The organism is Chungangia koreensis (genome assembly GCF_042651785.1).
Taxonomy (GTDB): domain Bacteria; phylum Bacillota; class Bacilli; order Bacillales_A; family Planococcaceae; genus Chungangia; species Chungangia koreensis.
The window spans coordinates 695761-716084 of the sequence record NZ_JBHSEC010000019.1 but is presented as its reverse complement, the minus strand read 5'-3'; the positions used below and the strand labels follow the sequence as shown (position 1 = coordinate 716084).

Annotated in this window: 17 protein-coding genes; 15 read left to right on the top strand and 2 right to left on the bottom strand. The window is 39.5% G+C overall.

Annotation, left to right across the window (positions count from 1 at the left end):
• The first annotated feature begins 6 nt into the window (after positions 1 to 6).
• From ACFOZY_RS12785 to msrB, 3 genes are read left to right on the top strand one after another with little or no spacing between them, the layout of a single operon-like run.
• A complete protein-coding gene (locus ACFOZY_RS12785) occupies positions 7 to 588 on the top strand; it encodes a YpmS family protein (RefSeq protein ID WP_378156057.1) in 582 nt (193 codons plus the stop codon).
• A gap of 1 nt (position 589) precedes the next feature.
• A complete protein-coding gene (gene msrA, locus ACFOZY_RS12780; RefSeq protein ID WP_378156055.1) occupies positions 590 to 1123 on the top strand; it encodes a peptide-methionine (S)-S-oxide reductase MsrA in 534 nt (177 codons plus the stop codon).
• Positions 1116 to 1538 (top strand): peptide-methionine (R)-S-oxide reductase MsrB, encoded by a 423-nt coding sequence (gene msrB / locus ACFOZY_RS12775; protein ID WP_378156052.1) that lies wholly within the window; start codon positions 1116 to 1118, stop codon positions 1536 to 1538. Before msrA ends, msrB begins: the two co-directional genes overlap by 8 nt.
• A gap of 422 nt (positions 1539 to 1960) precedes the next feature.
• Here the strand turns inward: msrB and ACFOZY_RS12770 are convergent, their stop codons facing one another.
• Positions 1961 to 3808: a methyl-accepting chemotaxis protein gene (locus tag ACFOZY_RS12770; RefSeq protein ID WP_378156050.1), complete on the bottom strand. Its 1848-nt coding sequence runs from the start codon at positions 3806 to 3808 to the stop codon at positions 1961 to 1963.
• Between the two features lie 105 nt (positions 3809 to 3913).
• Here ACFOZY_RS12770 and ACFOZY_RS12765 point away from each other — a divergent pair, with 105 nt between their 5' ends.
• The 9 genes from ACFOZY_RS12765 to ACFOZY_RS12725 all read left to right on the top strand — a co-directional run bounded on the left by ACFOZY_RS12765 (position 3914) and on the right by ACFOZY_RS12725 (position 12527).
• The gene (locus ACFOZY_RS12765; protein ID WP_378156048.1) at positions 3914 to 4141 is read left to right on the top strand and encodes a YozE family protein; all 228 of its coding nucleotides are present in this window, start codon (positions 3914 to 3916) and stop codon (positions 4139 to 4141) included.
• A gap of 81 nt (positions 4142 to 4222) precedes the next feature.
• Positions 4223 to 4927 carry a purine-nucleoside phosphorylase gene (gene deoD, locus ACFOZY_RS12760; RefSeq protein ID WP_378156046.1) on the top strand — a complete coding sequence of 235 codons (705 nt, stop codon included), beginning with the start codon at positions 4223 to 4225 and terminating at the stop codon, positions 4925 to 4927.
• Positions 4928 to 4996: 69 nt separating this feature from the next.
• Positions 4997 to 6538, top strand: a complete 1542-nt coding sequence (locus ACFOZY_RS12755) for a lmo1851 family serine protease (protein ID WP_378156044.1) — start codon at positions 4997 to 4999, stop codon at positions 6536 to 6538.
• A gap of 9 nt (positions 6539 to 6547) precedes the next feature.
• Entirely contained in the window at positions 6548 to 7453 is a 906-nt protein-coding gene (locus tag ACFOZY_RS12750) for a CobW family GTP-binding protein (protein ID WP_378156041.1), read from the top strand.
• The gene (locus tag ACFOZY_RS12745) at positions 7446 to 7721 is read left to right on the top strand and encodes a hypothetical protein (RefSeq protein WP_378156038.1); all 276 of its coding nucleotides are present in this window, start codon (positions 7446 to 7448) and stop codon (positions 7719 to 7721) included. Before ACFOZY_RS12750 ends, ACFOZY_RS12745 begins: the two co-directional genes overlap by 8 nt.
• Positions 7722 to 7881: 160 nt before the next feature.
• Positions 7882 to 8754 (top strand): CAP domain-containing protein, encoded by an 873-nt coding sequence (locus ACFOZY_RS12740; RefSeq protein ID WP_378156036.1) that lies wholly within the window; start codon positions 7882 to 7884, stop codon positions 8752 to 8754.
• A gap of 241 nt (positions 8755 to 8995) precedes the next feature.
• Entirely contained in the window at positions 8996 to 10426 is a 1431-nt protein-coding gene (locus tag ACFOZY_RS12735) for a spore germination protein (protein ID WP_378156034.1), read from the top strand.
• Positions 10423 to 11445, top strand: a complete 1023-nt coding sequence (locus ACFOZY_RS12730; protein ID WP_378156032.1) for a GerAB/ArcD/ProY family transporter — start codon at positions 10423 to 10425, stop codon at positions 11443 to 11445. Before ACFOZY_RS12735 ends, ACFOZY_RS12730 begins: the two co-directional genes overlap by 4 nt.
• A complete protein-coding gene (locus ACFOZY_RS12725; protein WP_378156030.1) occupies positions 11442 to 12527 on the top strand; it encodes a Ger(x)C family spore germination protein in 1086 nt (361 codons plus the stop codon). Before ACFOZY_RS12730 ends, ACFOZY_RS12725 begins: the two co-directional genes overlap by 4 nt.
• Before the next feature lie 47 nt (positions 12528 to 12574).
• Here the strand turns inward: ACFOZY_RS12725 and ACFOZY_RS12720 are convergent, their stop codons facing one another.
• Entirely contained in the window at positions 12575 to 13921 is a 1347-nt protein-coding gene (locus tag ACFOZY_RS12720) for an MATE family efflux transporter (RefSeq protein ID WP_378156028.1), read from the bottom strand.
• 136 nt (positions 13922 to 14057) lie between these two features.
• On the opposite strand from ACFOZY_RS12720, the gene ACFOZY_RS12715 reads away from it, so the two are divergent.
• The 3 genes from ACFOZY_RS12715 (at position 14058) to ACFOZY_RS12705 (ending at position 20314) form a co-directional block, all read left to right on the top strand.
• Positions 14058 to 15137 carry an undecaprenyldiphospho-muramoylpentapeptide beta-N-acetylglucosaminyltransferase gene (locus tag ACFOZY_RS12715; protein ID WP_378156026.1) on the top strand — a complete coding sequence of 360 codons (1080 nt, stop codon included), beginning with the start codon at positions 14058 to 14060 and terminating at the stop codon, positions 15135 to 15137.
• A 139-nt stretch (positions 15138 to 15276) separates the two neighbouring features.
• Positions 15277 to 17322 (top strand): PAS domain S-box protein, encoded by a 2046-nt coding sequence (locus ACFOZY_RS12710; RefSeq protein WP_378156024.1) that lies wholly within the window; start codon positions 15277 to 15279, stop codon positions 17320 to 17322.
• 187 nt (positions 17323 to 17509) lie between these two features.
• A complete protein-coding gene (locus tag ACFOZY_RS12705) occupies positions 17510 to 20314 on the top strand; it encodes a 2-oxoglutarate dehydrogenase E1 component (protein ID WP_378156022.1) in 2805 nt (934 codons plus the stop codon).
• Positions 20315 to 20324: the final 10 nt, after the last annotated feature.

The following is a 20324-nucleotide window of genomic DNA, read 5'->3' as shown; positions in this document are numbered from 1 at the left end:
GTTGAATTGAATCGGTGGAAAGTCGCTTTTTTCTTATTAATTGCCATATTAGTAACATCCATCATTGCATTGGCTTATTGGATCGGCAACCCGGCCGAGGACCCACCGATTCCTGTTGCAGAGAAATCACCGCGTAATAGCAATGTATTAACGGTAACTGCCTCAAAACAGGATTTAGAAGGAATCGCCAATACGTATATTTCAAAGGCCATAGAAGGCGAGCCGCTTCCTGTAGAACTTCTGGTGGAGGATCAGATTGTTCTCATTTCACAACTGACCGTTTTTGGAATTGAACTTCCTGTTGTCATGGAGTTCGATCCGTTTGTAGAAGATGACGGCAATTTAAGACTTGAACAATCCACTGTTGAAGTCGGTAATTTGGAAATACCACCTTCAACAGTATTGTCATTAATGCAAGATACGGTCAAAATGCCTCAATGGATGATTATTAGACCTTCTGCAGAGGAGGTATACATTGACTTGTCACAACTGCCCGTAACTTCAGATGTGAAAGTAAAGGCGAAAGAAATCGATTTAGAGAAGGATCAAATCATCATGGAAATCATCATACCGAATAGGGGGTTTTAGCATGGCAACGGAAATAGCGACTTTTGCAGGAGGCTGTTTTTGGTGTATGGTTAAGCCGTTCGACCGTTACGAAGGAGTAGAGTCAGTCATTTCCGGTTATACCGGCGGAGATATTCCGAATCCTTCCTATGAACTCGTATGCACAGAAACGACAGGACACAAGGAAGCAGTACAAATCACGTTCGATCCGGAGCGGATTACGTACAGGGAATTGGTGGACATTTTTTGGAAGCAAATTAATCCGACTGATGCTGGCGGACAATTCTTTGATCGGGGAACATCGTATCAAACAGCCATTTATTATCATACGGAAGAACAGAAAGAAATCGCTGAACAGACTAAAGAAGAATTAGAGCGCTCGGGTAAATTCGATCAGCCGATTGCTACACAAATTCTTATGGCAAAGGAATTTTATCCTGCAGAGGAGTACCATCAGGATTATTATAAGAAAAACCCTCAACATTACAACCGTTACCATGTAGGTTCAGGGAGAGCTCATTACAAACAGGAAGTATGGGGTGAAGAACATGAATAAAGAAGAATTGAAAAATAAGCTGACACCTATGCAATATCATGTAACACAGGAAAATGGTACAGAACCGCCATATCGAAATGATTTCGATCAGCACTTTGATGAAGGGATCTATGTGGATATCGTTTCTGGAAAACCATTATTCCATTCGAAGGACAAGTATGACGCTGGTTGCGGATGGCCAAGCTTCACAAAACCGATCGAGGAAACGGAAGTTACTGAACACTTCGATGAAAGCTTCGGAATGCGCCGGACAGAAGTCCGAAGCAAAACAGCCAACTCCCATCTTGGCCACGTATTCCCAGACGGTCCAGGTCCAGATGGGCTAAGATACTGCATCAACTCCGCGGCACTTCGCTTTGTGCCGAAGGATAAGCTTGAAGAAGAAGGTTATGGAGACTACTTGAAACTGTTTTAAGTAAAAGTCCGGCTAATGCCGGACTTTTTGTTTTGGTCTAATTTCGAGTGAGACTATAGAAAAAGGATCTGTCTATGGACAAGTCTCAGTTCGCTTGCTTTTCCCGCAGGAGTCGCCGCCTTCCGCTTTTTAGTGCTGCTATACTAATAGCAGAGCGTTAATATAGCTTTTAATTTCTTTTCAACTTGTTAAACAAGTTTTAATGTTACTTGGTAAATTCAACGTTTATATCAAGCAGTTCCCGCCACGTAGACTCCTGTGGGAATAGCTTGAGCTGAAGACCCCACAGGAACGTAAGTGACGAGGAGGCTGAAGCCAAGCCCACGGAAAGCGAAGTGGCGGGAACTGCTATTTGTTAATTACTTATTAATTTATTTTATGAACAGTCTGAGGACCTGTCTATGGACAGGTCCTCATAAATGTTAGATCTTAAATTCTCCAACTACTTTTCGTAGTTCATCAGCCTGATTGGCAAGTTCGATGGCAGAGGCATTGATTTCTTGCATAGCAGCTGAACCTTGTTGAGCTGCAGCTGCAGATGTTTCAGTATTTGAAGCCGTATTTTCCGCAATCTGATTTACTTCTATGAATGAAGTGGCCACATCTTGGCTATAAGTAAGAGTTTGTTCAATATGAGTCACCATTTCGTTAATGACTTCAATCGTAGACTCCGTTTGTTCCATAATCTTCGATAGGGCAGAAGTCGTTTCATTTGAAACTTCAACACCGCGGATGACTGACTCCACACCTTCGTGATTTTGGGTAACAATCTCCGATACTTGCATTTGAATCGATGTAACAATTTTCGTAACTTCTTTTGCAGCATTTTGCGATTGTTCTGCAAGCTTGCGTACTTCGTCCGCTACAACGGCAAAGCCTCGTCCATGTTCACCTGCACGGGCGGCTTCAATCGCCGCATTCAGCGCTAACAAATTCGTCTGTTCGGCAATACCTGTAATTGTATTGATAATTGACGTGATTTCATAAGATTTCTCTCCGAGAGATTGTACGGCAGAACTCGTATTGGCCATTGTTTCTTCAATAGTCATCATTACTTTGGAAGACTGCTGTACGGATTGGTTACCAACTACTGTAGCGTCTTTCATATGTTCTGTCGCTTCACTGACTGCTTGCGCTTGGTTATTCAAGTAACGGACGGATTCTTCGAGAGAATTCATCTTTTGCATAGCACCCGTCATACTTTTCATAGTCTGTTCTGTACCTACAGATATTTCATTTGTCGAATCAGCAATTGCTTGAATTGTAGATGCTGTCTCATCGGCAGAAGCCATCAATTCTTCTCCACCGGCAGATACGTTTTCAGTCAGCATGCTAACCTTTTTGACAAGTTCAGCAATCGATTCGATTAATTGATTTGTACTGCCCGCAATGATTGCAAATTCATCATTTGTACGAACGTTCACTCGGCGTGTCAAATCTCCTCCTGCCGAAGCAATATCGAGGATTGAAGAATTGATTGTACGGGTATTTCTACGAATAGATCTGAACAGTAAGAATCCAAAAATGATTGCTAACAGGACGGCTACTGTTGTGATAATCAGGAAGGTAACAGTAGCGATCTTGGTTTGCTGTTGGATCGCAGCCAAGTTTTCATCGCTTTTCTTTTTTAACAAATCATTCATCATATCAATATGAACATCAATAGTGTCCATTGCTGTTTTACCATTACCGGTCATGACCAGTCTTTGTGCATTCTCAATGCCGAATTCGTCTCTTGTTGAGATGACTCGGTCAGCATATGTAACATAGTTGTTGTAAAAAGATTTAATAGAAGCAATTTTTTTTAATTCTTCTTCCTGCCCTTGAAATACAGCAGTGAGTTCCTTTAACGCGCGGTCAACTTCATCTTTTTTCGCTTTGTATGTATTATAGAAAGTGGATCTTCCAGTGATCACATAGCTTTGCTCTGCATTGGACATTTCTGAAATTGTCGTGGTAAGCTCATTAAGTTTCATCTGTTCGACAAGATCTTTCTTTGTATACTCTTCCAGTTCCGATTGTAGCTGGGCAGTGTTGCGGTTGGAAACATAGAGCATTGAGATGAGAATTAAAATGAGAATTGAAAAAATAATAACGATTCGTCCACGTATTAAACTCCAAAAGCGAGCTTTGGATGGCTTAATAGAATCTTTCGTTTTCTTTCGTTTAAAGAGCTGAAGTTGTTTTATTTCTTTTCTGTTTTCCCCTTTTTTTTGTTTTTTCGGGGGTTTGATTTTTTGTGGATTTTTGTTGAACACAGCTTTCACCATCTTTTCTTATTGATATGCTGTCATTAGTGTACTAACTTATGACAAAATAATCTATATCTTTCTGAAATTTTAAGATACTAATTTACCAGTTGGGGGATAGGTCTTATGAATCACTCGTTTTATCATTTTGTACTTAAATACCGCGGAGGTCCTAAAGGAGACATGAAAGCAGTCTTTGCAGAGTCCATGTTTAAGGATCATGGTTTTCCGAAATACGAAGAGTCTTTTGACCCGCTTTCGAAATATATCGAAGAAATAGCTGATCCACAAATGCCGGCATCAGTTTTTGATGATTTATGGAAAGAGTATGATGACTTAAGAAGTTTAGGTTAAGAGAGCAAAGGTCTTTTATTGCAAGAAGGTAAGAAAAACAGTATGATAAAACGGATATCGTACAAAAGTGAGGTTGTTTACATGAGCATTCATATTGGTGCTAAGAAAGGCGAAATAGCGGATACAGTACTTCTTCCGGGAGATCCCCTTCGTGCAAAATATATTGCGGAGACATTTTTAGAGGATGTCCAACAGTATAATGAAGTAAGAAATATGTTCGGATATACAGGGACATACAAAGGAAAGAAGATTTCGGTTCAAGGAACTGGAATGGGTGTACCGTCTATTTCGATTTATGTTACAGAATTGATGAAGGATTATGATGTGCAAAAATTGATAAGAGTAGGTACTTGCGGCGCGATCCAGAATGATGTTAAAGTACGTGATGTAATTCTTGCTCAAGGAGCTACTACCGATTCCAGCATCATGAGCACCATCTTTAATGGAGTAAACTTTGCCCCAATTGCTGATTTTGACCTGTTATTGAAGGCTTATCAAGCTGGCATGGAAAAAGGGCTTTCACTAAAAGTAGGAAACGTCTTTACATCTGACCTATTTTACAATGAATTTGCAGAGCATGATAAATGGGCCGAACATGGAGTACTTGCCGTTGAAATGGAAGCTGCAGCTTTATATACGCTTGCTGCCAAGTATGGCCGACAAGCACTGACTGTCCTCACCGTCAGTGATCATATCATTACCGGCGAAGCGACAACGGCGGAAGAAAGACAAACAACTTTCAATGATATGATTGTTGTTGCACTTGACGCTTCGATTGAAGATTGATGATATCCTGTGAGACCGTCAATGTTATTGGCGGTCTTTTTCAAACCTATTCTGAAAGTGGTGAGATTTTTGAGCAATTCAGAACATGATAACTTGGAAGAGCAAGAACCGGTGAAATCGGAAAATGCCGAGAAGGTAGAGGAAGAGAAATCGGCCGCTCCGGCAAACCGCTACATACGTATCAAACCATTCTATTTCCTTATGTTGTTATTCGGCCTAATCCTGTTAACTGCAGGGATTACTATTTTTGCGTTGACAGCAGGGGATGATAAGGTTGTTGAAGTGGGTTCCGTTACAGTCGAACGAAACGAGTTTCAAAAGTTGTTTGAAACGTACGACCAATTGAAAGAAGAATATTACTCGGATCTAAATGATGAAGAATTGGTGAATGGTGCCATCAACGGGATGATCGATGCCCTTGGTGATCCGTATTCAGATTATATGAATCAGGAAGAAGCTGGCCATTTGAATGAAACCATTTCTTCAAGCTTTGAAGGGATTGGAGCGGAAATACAAGAACGTAATGGTTTTATTACCGTTGTTTCACCTATTAAAAATTCACCGGCCGAGAAAGCGGGTATTATACCGAATGACCGAATTATTGCGGTTGATGGTCAAAACATTCAAGGTAAAAGTGCTTCAGAAGCTGTGCTACTGATTCGTGGTGAAAAAGGGACAGATGTGAAACTTACAATTCAACGTGGCGAAAATAGCGAACCAATGGAAGTAACAATCACTCGTGATGAAATCCCGATTGAGACAGTCTACTCCGAAATGTTGGCAGACGGGGTTGCACATATCCAAATTACAAGCTTTTCACAACACACGTATGAGGAACTGAAAGACGCCATTGCTAAAATGGAAGAGGAAGGCATGAAGGCGATGGTCCTGGATGTTCGTCAAAATCCAGGGGGCCTACTAAATGCCGCTATTGAAATCTCCAACCTATTTGTAAATACGGGAGATCCGATTCTGCAAGTTCAGGAAAAAGACAAAGAACCTGAGGTTTTTGTAGCAACAGAAGGGCTTAAAGTGAAAGTTCCTTTCGCGCTGCTAATCGATGAAGGAAGTGCATCAGCTTCTGAAATTCTTGCAGGGGCATTAAAGGAATCAGCTGGAGCACCACTAGTAGGTTTGAAGACATTTGGTAAAGGAACAGTCCAAACAGCAAATGACCTTCCAGATGGATCCAATCTGAAATTCACAACTGCCAAATGGTTGACTCCGGAAGGAAATTGGATTCATGAAAAAGGAATCGCTCCAGATTATAAAGTGGATTATCCTAAATATGCGTCACTGCCATTTTTAGATCCGTCCATCGAGCTGAAAAACGGTATGCTTTCAAGTTCTATCCAAGCAGCGGAAGAAATGCTAACAGCTGTTGGTTATGATCCTGGTAAAGTAGACGGTTTGTATGATGATTCTACGGAAGAAGCAGTGAAAGCATTGCAGGATGACCAAAAAATCAAGGTTGACGGAGTCTTAAAAGGGGATACGACCTATGCCTTAATGGATCAGCTTCGCCAAAAGGTTCAAAAGGATGACCCCCAACTTTTAAAGGCGAAGGAAGTTTTACTACAAGAACTTGGTCGTGCTGATTCAACGAAGTAGGTGGAAACTGTGATAGATGTATATTTGTTAAGTGGATTTTTGGGCAGCGGGAAAACTTCCCTTCTTCAACATCTGATTAAACAGTGGAAGGCAGAAGGGAAGCTGCCGGCAGTCATCATGAATGAATTCGGTAAACTGCCATTTGACTCTGGGGCAGTGGATGGTGATGTACCATTAAAAGAGCTCTTACAAGGGTGTATTTGTTGTACTGGCTCTGAAAAAACCGAAGCTCAAATTCAATCGCTTTTGCTTGAGCATAATCCGGATGTTATCTTAATCGAAACAACTGGAGCAGCTCATCCAGTGGAAGCATTGGATGCCGTCATGTCACCTCTGTATGCGGATCGATTACAATTTAAAGGGATCGTATCTGTGGCAGATAGCAAGTTGTGGCTCGAAAAGGAGAAGTTATCTCCCCAAGTCAGAATGCTCTTCTTGGAACAATTACGACATGCACATCTAATACTTCTCAATAAAAGTGATCTTCTGGATGAAAATGAACTTTCAACTGTTACATCAGGTATCCAAATGATTAATGATCACGCCATGGTTATTCAAACGGTACACGGGAAGCTTCCTCTTTCATTTTTAAAGCAAATGATTCCTAACGTGAACAATTCAGATGTAACGAAGACAAGAATAGGAAACGAATTACATCTATCGGCTAAGCTAATAAAGTTTGAGTCCACTGTTAAAATGGAGAACTTTGAGAATTGGGTAAGAAACCTGCCTTCTACTGTCTATCGTATGAAAGGGCATGTATTGATTGAAGGTCAGAAGTATCCAATGCTTTTCCAATATGCTTATGGAATGGTTCAATGGCTCCCTGAGTATATAAAAATGGAACCTCAAATTGTCTTAATAGGCGAGAATTTGAAAGAAATCGAATGGCTCAGAGGAATGGCACATGCATGATCGTGAGATTGTAGAGGCATTTGCACTGATGTGGCGTGATCGGAGTTCGGTGAAAAGTGGTTCACTAAAGGATGTAAGAAACCTAATTCGTTCTGAATTAAACGATGAGTTTACCCATCCTCGAGTACGTAGGACGCCGAGTGAGAAGTATCAGTTGGCGATTGCGCGGATTGAGAAATTGGAGGTTGTGGAAGCGGTCAAGTGTGAGCTTATTCGTTTATATCATAACGAGTTGGCCTCCATAGTAAAGACTGTCAACCCGAATTGACTTCCAATAAGTTAAATCATTTACAATAGTAACCAATTATCATCTTATTCTTGCCCTCATAATAGAGCCATTCCTTTCCTAATGGAACTACTGGAAAGGAATGGCTCTATCTTTCTCTTAACTCTGCGTTAAGATATTCGCAGAGAGGAGGAATAAGCATATGAAAAAATGGTTACCAATCATTATGCTTTCTACAGCAATTGTAACACCAGGTTTAAATGCTGAGGCTTCATCGTTTGATCATGAATATACAAAAGAATATAAAGTCTGGAATTCAGACACAACTATCAATTTTTACGTAAACGGTGAGGTTAAAAAAATCTCAACCGATTTAAATAGCTTGGAAGACTTGAAAGCTTCCAAAGCAGCATTACAAAATCTTCTTGCTCAACTTCAGGGCTTTGAAGGAAACTCATTCAACTTTGAAAATGGCAAAGTAACAGAACAACAAGCTCCAAAAAGAGAGGTTGTTAAAGAATCTCCTAAAGCAGAAAAAGCGCCTTCTCAAGAAGACTTCAAAGCAGAAAAAGCACCAGTAAAAGAAGCGCCAAAAGCTGAACAACCAAAACAAGCTGCTCCAGCTCCTTCAAACACTCAACAAGCTAGAACAGAAACGCAAGCTCCAAAAGCTGAAGAAAAACCTGCCACTCAGGGAATTGGCGATTTTGAGCAACAAGTTCTTGATTTGACTAACGCTGAACGTGCAAAAGAAGGACTAAAACCATTAGCGATCGATATGCCTTTGATGAATTCAGCTGAGGAAAAATCAGCAGATATGGCGAAAAACGGTTATTTTGATCACAATAGTCCGACTTTAGGTTCTCCATTCGATCAAATGAAAGCAAACGGGATTGATTACCGTTCTGCTGGTGAAAATATTGCTAAGGGGCAACGTACACCAGAAGAAGTGGTAAAAGCTTGGATGGAATCTCCAGGACACCGTGCTAACATTATGAAAGCTGACTTCACACATATCGGTATCGGATATGTTGAAAACGGAAACGTTTGGACACAACAATTCATCCAAAAATAAGAGAAAACTTGAATAGTGTTAATTCTTAATCGCACTGCACTTTGCAGTGCTTTTTTGTCTTTTAAATGTAATACTATTGTAATATAAATGTAACAATCGTTCAATGGTAATTAATGTAATCGATTTTACCGATATTAAATTTGAAGAAATACTTTTGTCTACAATTTCTCTTTCAATCCTGTCGGCATTTTCTGTTTAAGGTAAGTATCAGAAGAACATACTGTCTGAAGAGGTGAATCGTATGCCATCTTCAGAACTATTTAATGAGAAACTGATTTCATATATACGTAAAAGCTTTAATAATACTGCAGATTTAATTGTTAGAGAAATGCAGTGGAGCAAACAATCCATCATTATTTGTTATTATTCTACCGTTGTGGATAAAGCCCTAATGAATGAACAATTAACTTTTATTGAAAAACATTGGTCTCAAGAAGACCATTTCGGAGAAACTTTTATCTCTAATGTGGAAGCATTCCGGATGGAAACCTTGCGGGATAAAGTAACAAAGGGAAATGCAGTCGTAATATTTCCTTCTGAAAACTTAATGATGTCACTTGAAATGCAAAAGGTAGCGGTCCGATCTCCTTCTGAACCTGCAAACGAGCAAGTAGTCAGAGGAAGTCATGAGGGTTTTGTTGAGAGTATTGATATGAATATATCTTTACTAAGAAAAAAAGTATTTACTTCAGATTTAGTCGTGAAAAATTTTATGGTTGGTGATCTTGTTAAAACTAACGTAACCATAATATATATGCACACTATTGCGGAACAAGATGTTATTCAATTGGTAGAAAAGAAAATAAATTTGATTAAGTCCGACACTATGACAAGCCCCGGATTATTGGAGGATTATTTGGAGGAACACGTATGGTCACCATTTCCGCAACTATTGAATACAGAACGGCCAGATCGGGTAATCGCTAACTTGCAGGAAGGGAAAGTGGCTATTTTAATCGATAGCTCACCAACCGCCCTCATTGGCCCTGCAACTTTTTTTTCGTTTTACCAAACTATTGATGATTTTAACAGCCGCTCTTTGATTGGGTCCTTTTATAGATTGCTCAGAATTTTAGGGTTTGGAATTGCAGTGCTGTTGCCAAGTTTTTATATCGCTGTTGTTTCCTACAATCCTGAAATCCTTCCAATTGAATTAAGCAGGCAAATCAAGCAAGTAGTAAACGAAATACCGTATCGGCCAATATTTGAAGCCCTGATTTTGGAATTGATGATTGAAATGATCCGGGAGGCAGGTATCCGGTTACCTGCTCCAATCGGACAAACGATTGGAATTGTAGGCGGTCTAGTAATTGGAGATGCTATTGCCAATGCGGGGCTTGTTTCCAATGTCATGATTATTGTAGTTGCCTTGACTGCATTAGCCAGTTTTACTATTCCATCAGCTGAAATGAATACAGCAATTAGGTTATTGAGATTCCCTTTTATGGCTGCAGCTTCGATTTTCGGTTTTTTCGGCATTGCCATTGGTTCCTTATTACTTTACATTCATCTATTAAATCTTTCGTCTTTAAAACAACCGTACTTATCGCCATTTATACCTTTTCAACCAAAAGAATTCGCAAAAGTTTTCTCACGAATGCCTTTTGTAAAGCCTAAACGACAGACGGATAATTATAAGATGCCTATGGATCAAGAGGATAAACATATATGAAAATCATTTTGTCGAGGATTCAATTTTTCTTACTCGTCTTTATAATCCAAACCGGCGTTGTGTTTATCACTTTTCAATCATCAATTATCAATTATGGCGGCAGGGATGCTTGGCTGATTTTCATTCTTGCCTCTATACTGTTTTACATTCAACTTCTATTGTACGAAAAAGGTTATCATTATTTTCACTTAGGACGCATTTTATCGTGGATGTATGAAATCTACTGGCTAATCGTTAATATAGGAATTATTGTAACGGTTGACTATATATTAGCAATTTGGGCTTTTCCTAATACTCCTCATTTCATCATCATCGCATTAATGGTTCTTGTTTCATTTTACGCAAATATGGGTCGTCCGGAAACTGTACTTAATCTTGGAGCAATCTTCATTCCTTTAATCGCTTTATTTGTCTTGTTTCTTTTACTGGCCTATGATGACCTGGTCTGGACAAATATTCTTCCGTTAGGAACTTCAACATTAAAACAATGGGGTGAAGGGCTATTATATGCACAAATTGTCTTTTTAGGTTCGGAAGTGTATCTAATTTATCGAAAGTATGTCAATGCATCTGATGAGCGAATGAAAAAACCTCTCTTTTGGTATTGGTTTACTGTAACAGTCTTTTTATTAGGTTCGATTTTGATCGTATTACTTTATTTCAGTATGGCCGAGATCAAAATCATTCAGGAACCGTTACTTTATGTTTTGAAATCTCAAGAGGTTACCTTTTTAGAGAGGCTGGATCTTTTTTTCTTATATATTTGGATCATTTGGAGCATAGTCACTTTTACGATGTTGAGTTTCACAAAAATTTTAGTCCATCGGCACAATAACAAGCGTCACAAAAGAGTGTACACCATCGTCTGTCATTTGCTCTTGATCATTATTCCTAGTTTCCTAATAAGGTTGGAAGTGATGAATATCTTGAGATATGTCATTATCCCCCTTTACATTCTATTTTCAATGATCATTCCATTTTTCGTCATACTCATTGGATGGAGGAAAAGACAAAAATGAAAAAGAAATGGTTGCCCATACTTTTTGTCGTTTTCTTACTCGGTGGTTGTTGGGATGAACAATTATTCAAGAACATATCAATTGTACAAATGGTAGGCTATGAAGGGGATCCTGGGGAAATAACCGCATACTTTTCTTATCCGAAAATCAGTAAAGATAATATAGAATATCTGGTTATTAAAGGGGAGGGAATATCATTACATGCAGCAAGAATACAGGCAAATAAAAAGACTAACCAGTTACTCGACCTTTCTGTTTTAGAAGTTGCGTTAATGTCGGATGAAACCGTTACCCATAACATATACGATTATCTTGATCCGTTCTACCGCATCCCAAAAAATCGATTAAATGCAAGGCTGGTAATTGTAGAAGGTTCAATGGATGACTATATAAACGAACAGTTGAACCTTACAGCTGAATTACCTGACTTTTATAGTGATTTGATTGAAAGTTCTGTATTAACATCTGAATCGATAGATGTCACACTTCAAAAGGCATGTACCATTTTATTTGACCCAGGGATTGATTTGACCCTTCCTTATTTGCAGATTGACAAAGAATCTTCTAACCCCAAGCTTGGTGGCGCTGCATTATTCAGTGACATGGTTTATACCGGAGAGTATTTGACAACCAAGGAATCGGTTTTACTGAACATTATGAGAGACCAAATTGGTAAACAAGCAAGACTAACATATCAGTGGAATCATAAAGGGAAAGAGTATCCACTGATAATAGATGTGGAAAAAGCTAAGAAAAAGTGGAGAATAGACGGAGAAAATTTAAAACTACACGCTACGTATAACTTAAATATTTCAATCAATGAGTTGGCTGTGCAAAGTATAGCTAAAAAAGAGACCATAAATGAATTAGAAAAATTTCTGAATGAAAAAATAGAGGGGGATATGAAGGGGATATTCCAGAAAATTCAAGATGCAGAAAGTGATGCTTTAGGAATAGGTAGGCAAGTACGTGCCTTTCATCCGAACATTTGGAAAGAGGGGAAATGGCATGATACTTATAAGAAGATAGATTTTGATGTGAAAGTTAAGTCAACGATCTATTCAACAGGCATACTCCAATGATCAATTAATTAAGCCCAAGAAAACATTAAAATTTTCTTGGGCTTTGGTTATGCTTGTACACTATCATTAGACTTTCTTTTCGCTTGAAGACGTAGTAACCTTCCTGACAAAGTTGCCGCTCCTATTGTCAATCCAGTTATTAAACCAATCCAATAACCGAATGGTCCGAGGTCAGTATATTCGGATAGTAAATAACCGGTTGGAAGCCCGATGATCCAATAAGATATGATAGCCATTATAAAGGTTACATTGACATCTTTATATCCGCGAAGCGCTCCTTGAACCGGTGCTTGAATAGCATCAGACAGCTGGAACAATGCTGCAAAGACAAAGAACTGTATAGCTAAGGAGACCACAGCCTGATCGGACGAATACAAACTGGCTATTTGCCCTCTGAAGAGGAGAAGAATTGCAATGGAAAAGAAACTGAAAACAACTGCCGCAGTTACACCCATCCAGCTATACTGTTTGGCGTCATGGTATCTTTTTGCTCCGACTTCATGACCGACCAGAATCGTTGCCCCCATCGAAACAGAAAGAGGGACCATATAAAGAAGTGAAGTGAAGTTCATAGCGATCTGATGAGCGGAAATAATTTCTGTTCCGTATTTACCCATCATTAAGGTTACCGCAGAAAAGATGCTCACTTCCGCTAAAATGGATATTCCAATCGGGATTCCGAGTGTAATGATTTCTTTCATCTTTCCAAAGGAAACTTTGGACCATCCATTTAATATTTGATACTCTGAAAACGTTGGCATTGTTCTAAGAATCCACAAGGAAATTCCGAGAATCAACCAATATGTAATGGCAGACGCCACCCCTGCACCTACACCACCCAATTCAGGGAAGCCAAACTTTCCGAAGATGAAAAGATAGTTAAAGAGAACATTGATTGGCGCAGACATTAAAGTTATGAACATCGTGACCCTTGTCATTCCTAAAGCGTCTATATAAGAGCGGATGGTACTATAGATGAAAAGAGGGAAAAGTCCAAAACTCATGGAAAACAAATATTCGCTTGCAATCCGGATTACAGCAGGCTCGAGATCCATTCTAACTAAAAAGGCATGACTAATAAGCTGTAGAAGTATAAATACAATTAGTGCCAATCCGATTGCAACATATATACCCTGTTGTACAGTGAATCGTACTTCTTTTTTATTTTTTGCTCCTGATAGCTGAGCCACTAAAGGAGAGACAGATAATAAGATTCCAGCAAGTCCTGTATAGACCGGTAGCCAAATCGAAGAACCGATCGAGACACCCGCCAAATCATCAGTACCGTAGCGGCTTGACATAAATACATCAAAAAATGAAATAAGATTCATGGCTACTTGAGTGATTAAAATCGGGAAGATGATACTTATCATTTTGGACCATTTGTTCTTCATAGATGCAGTTTCAACCATTTTACATTTCCCTTCTAATAGACTAAATTAAAGTATAGCATCTTCTGATCGCTTAAGGCATATAAGCTTTTCGCTGTCATACTTTAAATCATGATTATTGAATGTTAGGAGAAATGGAATGAAAACCCCTAAAGTTGTGTTGACAGGAGGAGGAACAGCAGGCCATGTATCCTTGAATCAGGCGCTGATTCCTTTTTTTATGGATAGAGGCTATGAATTACACTACATTGGATCACATGATGGCATCGAACGTGAGTTGATCACCGATTCTTTTCCAGAAGTAACTTATCATCCGATCAGTAGCGGGAAACTACGTAGATACTTTTCAGTGAAGAATTTTTCAGATCCTTTTAAAGTTCTAAGCGGCGCTATGCAATCACTATTCTTGCTGCGCAAATTAAAACCTGAGGTCATTTTTTCAAAAGGTGGATTTGTATCAGTTCCCGTTGTAATGGCAGGGAAACTTGCAAATATTCCAGTTGTCATCCACGAGTCTGACGTTACACCAGGATTGGCCAATAAACTTGCTTTGCCATTTGCCCAGCATATTTTCACAGTATTTGAAGAAACATTGGAACACCTTCCTGCCGGTAAATCCACTTGTACGGGAGCAGTGATCCGCCCCGGTCTATTTAAAGGAAATCCCCGCAATGGGTTAAAAGTCGGGGGATTTGATGGGACAAAAAAAGTCATTCTCATCATGGGTGGCAGTCAAGGCTCTGTAACTATAAACGATGCAGTGCGTAAACTTTTACCTACCTTATTAACTGAATATGATGTCTTTCATCTATGCGGAAAAGGAAAGCTCGATTCTTCATTGGAAGGTGTAAAAGGCTATAAGCAGCTTGAATATGTTACAACAGAGCTATCTGATTTGTTATCTGCTTCTGATATCATCATATCAAGAGCTGGTTCAAATTCCATATTCGAATTTTTGGCATTGAAGAAGCCGATGTTACTGATCCCGTTATCTGCTCAGCAAAGTAGGGGAGATCAAATTTTAAACGCAAAGTTATTTAAAAAGCTAGGATTTGCTGAAGTTTTAATGGAAGAAGAACTTACAGAGCAAAGCTTAGAAGAATCCATTGCTATAGTACAAAATCATTCTTCTGAATTTATTGCATCCATGCAAAAGGCTAAACAACCGAAAACCCCAGATGAAATGGTTTCACTCATCTTGGATTATAAACAACTATAAGAATGTAATTAATGTAATTATGAATAATATTCTGATTGTATTTAACTATAATTCGATTTATGATTGAATATAGGACATTAGTAACGTGTTAGAGAGTTTCCAAAGCGAAAACGGAGTGGTTTGGAAGGAGGGCCTATTGGTGGAACAATTTTTTACTTACGAACATTTTAATGCTTTGTTTGGATTAAGCGAAGATTATGTGTTCTTTTTAAAACAGGTAGAAGAAGGTTATGAATATATTTACTTGAATAATCCTACAAAAGATGTGTTCATACAATCACCAATCGGTCAAAGAATTGATGAATTCCTTTCTCCTGAACATGCAAAGCCGATCTTGGAGAACTACGAAAAGGCGGTTCGAGAAAGAAGAGTTTTAACGTATCGGGACTTCTATCTTTTTTCAGACCACGAACGAATGAATGAAACAACTGTTACTCCAGTTTTTAAGGGAGACGATGTTTACATTCTGGCTATTACAAAAGAAGTATCTAGACAGAAAGAGATTGAGGAAAAGTACCTTTTCTTCCAGTCTCTTTTAACTGTGTCCATTGATCCGACAGTTGTCGTTAGAAGAGATGGAACCATTTTTGATATGAATAATCGGTTTGAGGAGATATTCGGACTGCCGATCGATCAATATAAAGGAACTCCATATATTAAGCTACCCATTCATTCCTTTCAGGATGTAAATAATGTTCAGTCGAATTTCCAACAGGCATTAGAAGGTGAAGGAAAATCTTCTATATTGAATAAGAGGATCAAGGCAGACGGTCAAATTGGAACTTTTTTGACCAGTTTCTCTCCTATTAAGAAAGAAGAAGAGGTCATCGCGATTTTCATACTATTCCAGGAAATTACAGAAGAGATGAAACTTAAGGAAGATCTTAAAGCAACTTTAAATATCTTGGAAGGGTATAAGAAAGGGATTTCTACTGCTGCTATCGTGACGATCACAGATCGGCACGGCAAGATCCAGCATGTCAACGACCTTTATATTGAAACTTCCCAATACAAGGAAAATGAGTTGCTGAATACGTATCATAAAATTTTTAATGACAATCATTCTTATCCATTTCATCATGAAGTTATGGATAAGGTATATGCAGGCGACGTTTGGACCGGAGAACTGAAACATCGTAAAAAAGATGGCCAGTCATACTGGGTGGATGCGACTGTCATTCCCTTAAACGATGGGGAAGAGGAAATCGAAAAGTTTCTGATCATTGAATTCGATATTACTGGAAAAAAGAAAGTCCTATCGGAATTAAGGAATATCGAAAAAACCTTCAATCTAATTACGGAGAATACGAATGATCTGATTGCGATAACAGATGAATATGGATTTGTCCTATATACTTCACCCTCCCATGAAAAGAGGCTAGGACTTGAAAAAGAAGAGAAACTCGGTACTTTTTATACTGATTTGCTTTCTGAAGAAAGTAGGAGGAGATGGCTGGATGAGTCCATTCAGAAAATCAGTGCCGGGGAAAGTGTCATTGGTGAATATGAACTCATTTGCAAGAATGGTGATTCACTTTGGACTGAGACCTTTATCACACCAGTAAAAGATATGGAAAGCAGTCAAGTATATCAACATGTAATCATGTCCAGGGAGATCACTGAACGCAAGAAATTGGAAGAAAACCTTCGGTATATGGCGTATCATGACGGCTTGACAAACCTGCCTAACCGTAGCTTCCTGTTGAAGGAATTCCCGATTATTGCAGAAAAAGCCAAATCAGAGACTCATTCCGTTGCAGTACTATATCTTGATGGTGACAACTTTAAGCTGATCAATGATACTTTTGGCCATGAAGTGGGGGATGAATTCATCCGCCAATTCGGTCTCGCTTTAAAACGGAGCATTCAAACAGAAGATTTGGTATCCAGATTAGGGGGAGATGAGTTCGTCATCCTATTGACTGGTTTGCCGCTCAATTCCGCTGAGAGGGAAAGAGATACGATGATCATCGTTGAGCGTATCAAAAGGAACTTGATGGAAGGATGGTCAATCGGAGGTATCGATTTCTCCCCAACTTCCTCCATTGGGGTATCATTTTATCCTGATCATGGAAGTTCATTGGATGAACTGTTAGACAAGTCAGATCAGTCTCTTTATGAAGCGAAAAAGTATGGGAAAGACCAATTTTGCATTTATTGTAAACCCGAGAGTCATCGAGTTTAGCAGATTCATAAAGTTGTGTGATTAATTTCACAAAAACCATTGTTTTTTTTACGCAGAGTAGTAAGATTGAAATGGAATTTAATCGATTGCAATTACTTTGTCATCCTCAATCTTCGTGATAAAATGACAACGATTGCAAAAGTAAAACAAAGGAAATGCCTGGAGGCAAAAGTGGAGGTTTTACTAAATGTCAAACAATCGTGCAACCGGAGTTTCGCCTTGGAAATCCTTTTCGGGACCGAACCTCGGGTATGTTATGGAAATGTACGACCTTTATACCCAATCACCGGATGAAGTAGAACCGGAGTTAGCCGCGCTCTTTAAAGAGTATGGAGCACCAGTAATTTCATCCCCTGGACACAATGCGACTGCACAAGTTGAACCGGATCAATTCGGTAAAGTGCTGGCTGCTGTCCAATTAGCGGATGCTATTCGTACTCATGGACACTTGGCAGCGGATATCTATCCGTTAAATGACCGTCCACAAGCTGCGGAGAGAATTGAACCTAGCTATTATGGACTTTCTGAACAGGATTTACGTGAAGTCCCAGCTGCGTTACTAATGAAAAACGCACCTTCTAACGTATCAAATGGTTTAGATGCGATCAATTATTTGAAATCCGTGTATACGGATAAAATTGCCTATGAATTCAGCCATATTGTTTCTACTGAAGAAAGACAGTGGCTTCAATCTCGCATTGAATCCGACTCTTTATCAATTCAGTTACCGAAAGAGGAAAAAGTAGAACTTCTAAAACGTCTTACAAAGATTGAAGGTTTTGAGAAATTCCTTCATCGCACCTTTGTAGGGGCGAAACGCTTTTCTGTTGAAGGATTAGACACATTAGTTGTCTTATTAGATGAACTGGTTCGCCAATCTGAAGTGAAAAGCGTGAAAGAAGTATTAATCGGTATGGCACACCGAGGCCGTTTGAATGTTTTAACTCATGTGTTAAACAAACCGTATGAAATGATGTTTGGTGAATTTGCACATGTTCCAACTGAATCATTCCTACCTGAAGACGGGTCGCTTGAAATGACACGCGGCTGGTTCGGTGATGTTAAATACCATATGGGTGCAACGTATAAGGCTCCTTCTGGACTTAAATTGAAACTTGCATATAACCCATCCCACTTAGAGGTAGTGAACCCTGTTGTAAATGGTCAAACACGGGCTGCCCAAGAAATCACAACGACGTCAGGTGCGCCTGAACAAGATACAAATGCGGCTTATTCGATCGTAATCCATGGTGACGCTGCATTCCCTGGTCAAGGAATTGTACCGGAAACATTCAACTATAGTCGTGTTAGAGGCTATCGTACTGGCGGTTCCATTCATATTATCGCAAACAATATGATCGGTTTTACGACAGAGTACTATGATTCCCGCTCAACGTTCTATTCTTCAGATTTAGCGAAGGGCTATGAAGTACCAGTTATCCACGTCAACGCGGATAGTCCTGAAGCAGTCTTAGCAGTAGCACGTTTGGCATTTGAATACCGTTCACAATTCGGAAAAGATGTTTTGATTGATCTTCTTGGTTATCGTCGATTTGGACATAACGAAATGGATGAGCCACTTGTTACAAATCCGACTATGTATCATTCGATTCATAATCATCCGACAGTTAGAGAAATCTATGCCCACAAACTGGCCTCTGAAAATGTGTTAACACTTGAAGAGTCTGTAAAATTTGATGAAGAAACATTTAAAATGATGCAAGAAGCTTATGATCGCGTAAAAGAACTTCCTCAAACTGAATATCAGGAAAGTGTAATTCCTGAGGCAGTTTTGAATGGATATCCGGAAGTCCCTACTGGCGTTGAGCGCGAACGACTTGAAAAAATGAACCAAGAGTTGTTGACTTGGCCTTCGGAATTCAATGTGTTTAAGAAATTGGACAGAATTTTAAAACGCCGTGAGGAACCATTCAAAGGTAAAGGTAAAATCGATTGGGCTCATGCGGAAGCATTGGCGTTCGGTACGATTCTTCAAGACGGTAAACCGATCCGCTTAACTGGGCAAGATGCTCAACGTGGTACGTTTGCACATCGGAACCTGGTTTTGCATGACGAAAAGACCGGTGAAGAGTATGTTCCAATGCATCATATTTCAGATTCCAATGCATCGTTTATGGTCTACAATAGTCCTTTAACAGAGTCGGCAATTGTTGGCTATGAATTTGGCTATACAATTGAGAACGAAGATGCTTTAGTTCTTTGGGAAGCTCAATATGGCGACTTCGCGAACATGGCTCAAGTCATGTTTGACCAATTCGTTTCATCCAGCCGTTCTAAATGGGGTCAAAAATCTGGTCTTGTCATGCTTCTGCCTCACGGTTTCGAAGGGCAGGGTCCTGAACACTCCAGTGCAAGACTTGAACGCTACTTACAATTAGCTGGAGAGAATAACTGGACTGTCGCTAACCTTTCAAGTGCAGCAAACTATTATCATATTTTAAGACGACAAGCTACAATGCTCGGGGAAGAGTCGATCCGACCACTCGTAATTGTGTCACCTAAATCGCTATTGCGCCATCCGTTAGTGGGAGCTGAAGTTGAAGATTTGACTGAAGGACACTTCCAAACGATTCTTGAACAACCGGGCTTAGGTGGTTCTCCTAAGAAAGTAGAAAGAGTTCTTTTCGCAAGCGGTAAGATGGCAATCGACCTGGCTGATCGAGTGAAAGATGGTAAAGGTTTCGAATGGCTTCATATTGTACGTGTCGAACAGTTATATCCGTTCCCATCTGAAAAAATTAAAGCAATTCTTGATCGTTATCCGAATGCAAAAGAATTGGTTTGGGTACAGGAAGAACCGAAGAACATGGGATCATGGTCCTTTGCATATCCATATCTACAGGAAATAGCTGATGGAAAAGACATACGATATGTTGGACGTATTGTCCGTTCAAGCCCTGCAGAGGGTGACGCAGATTCCCATAAGTTTGAACAAAACCGAATCATTGATGAAGCGGTAACCCGTTCTTAATCAATTCAAA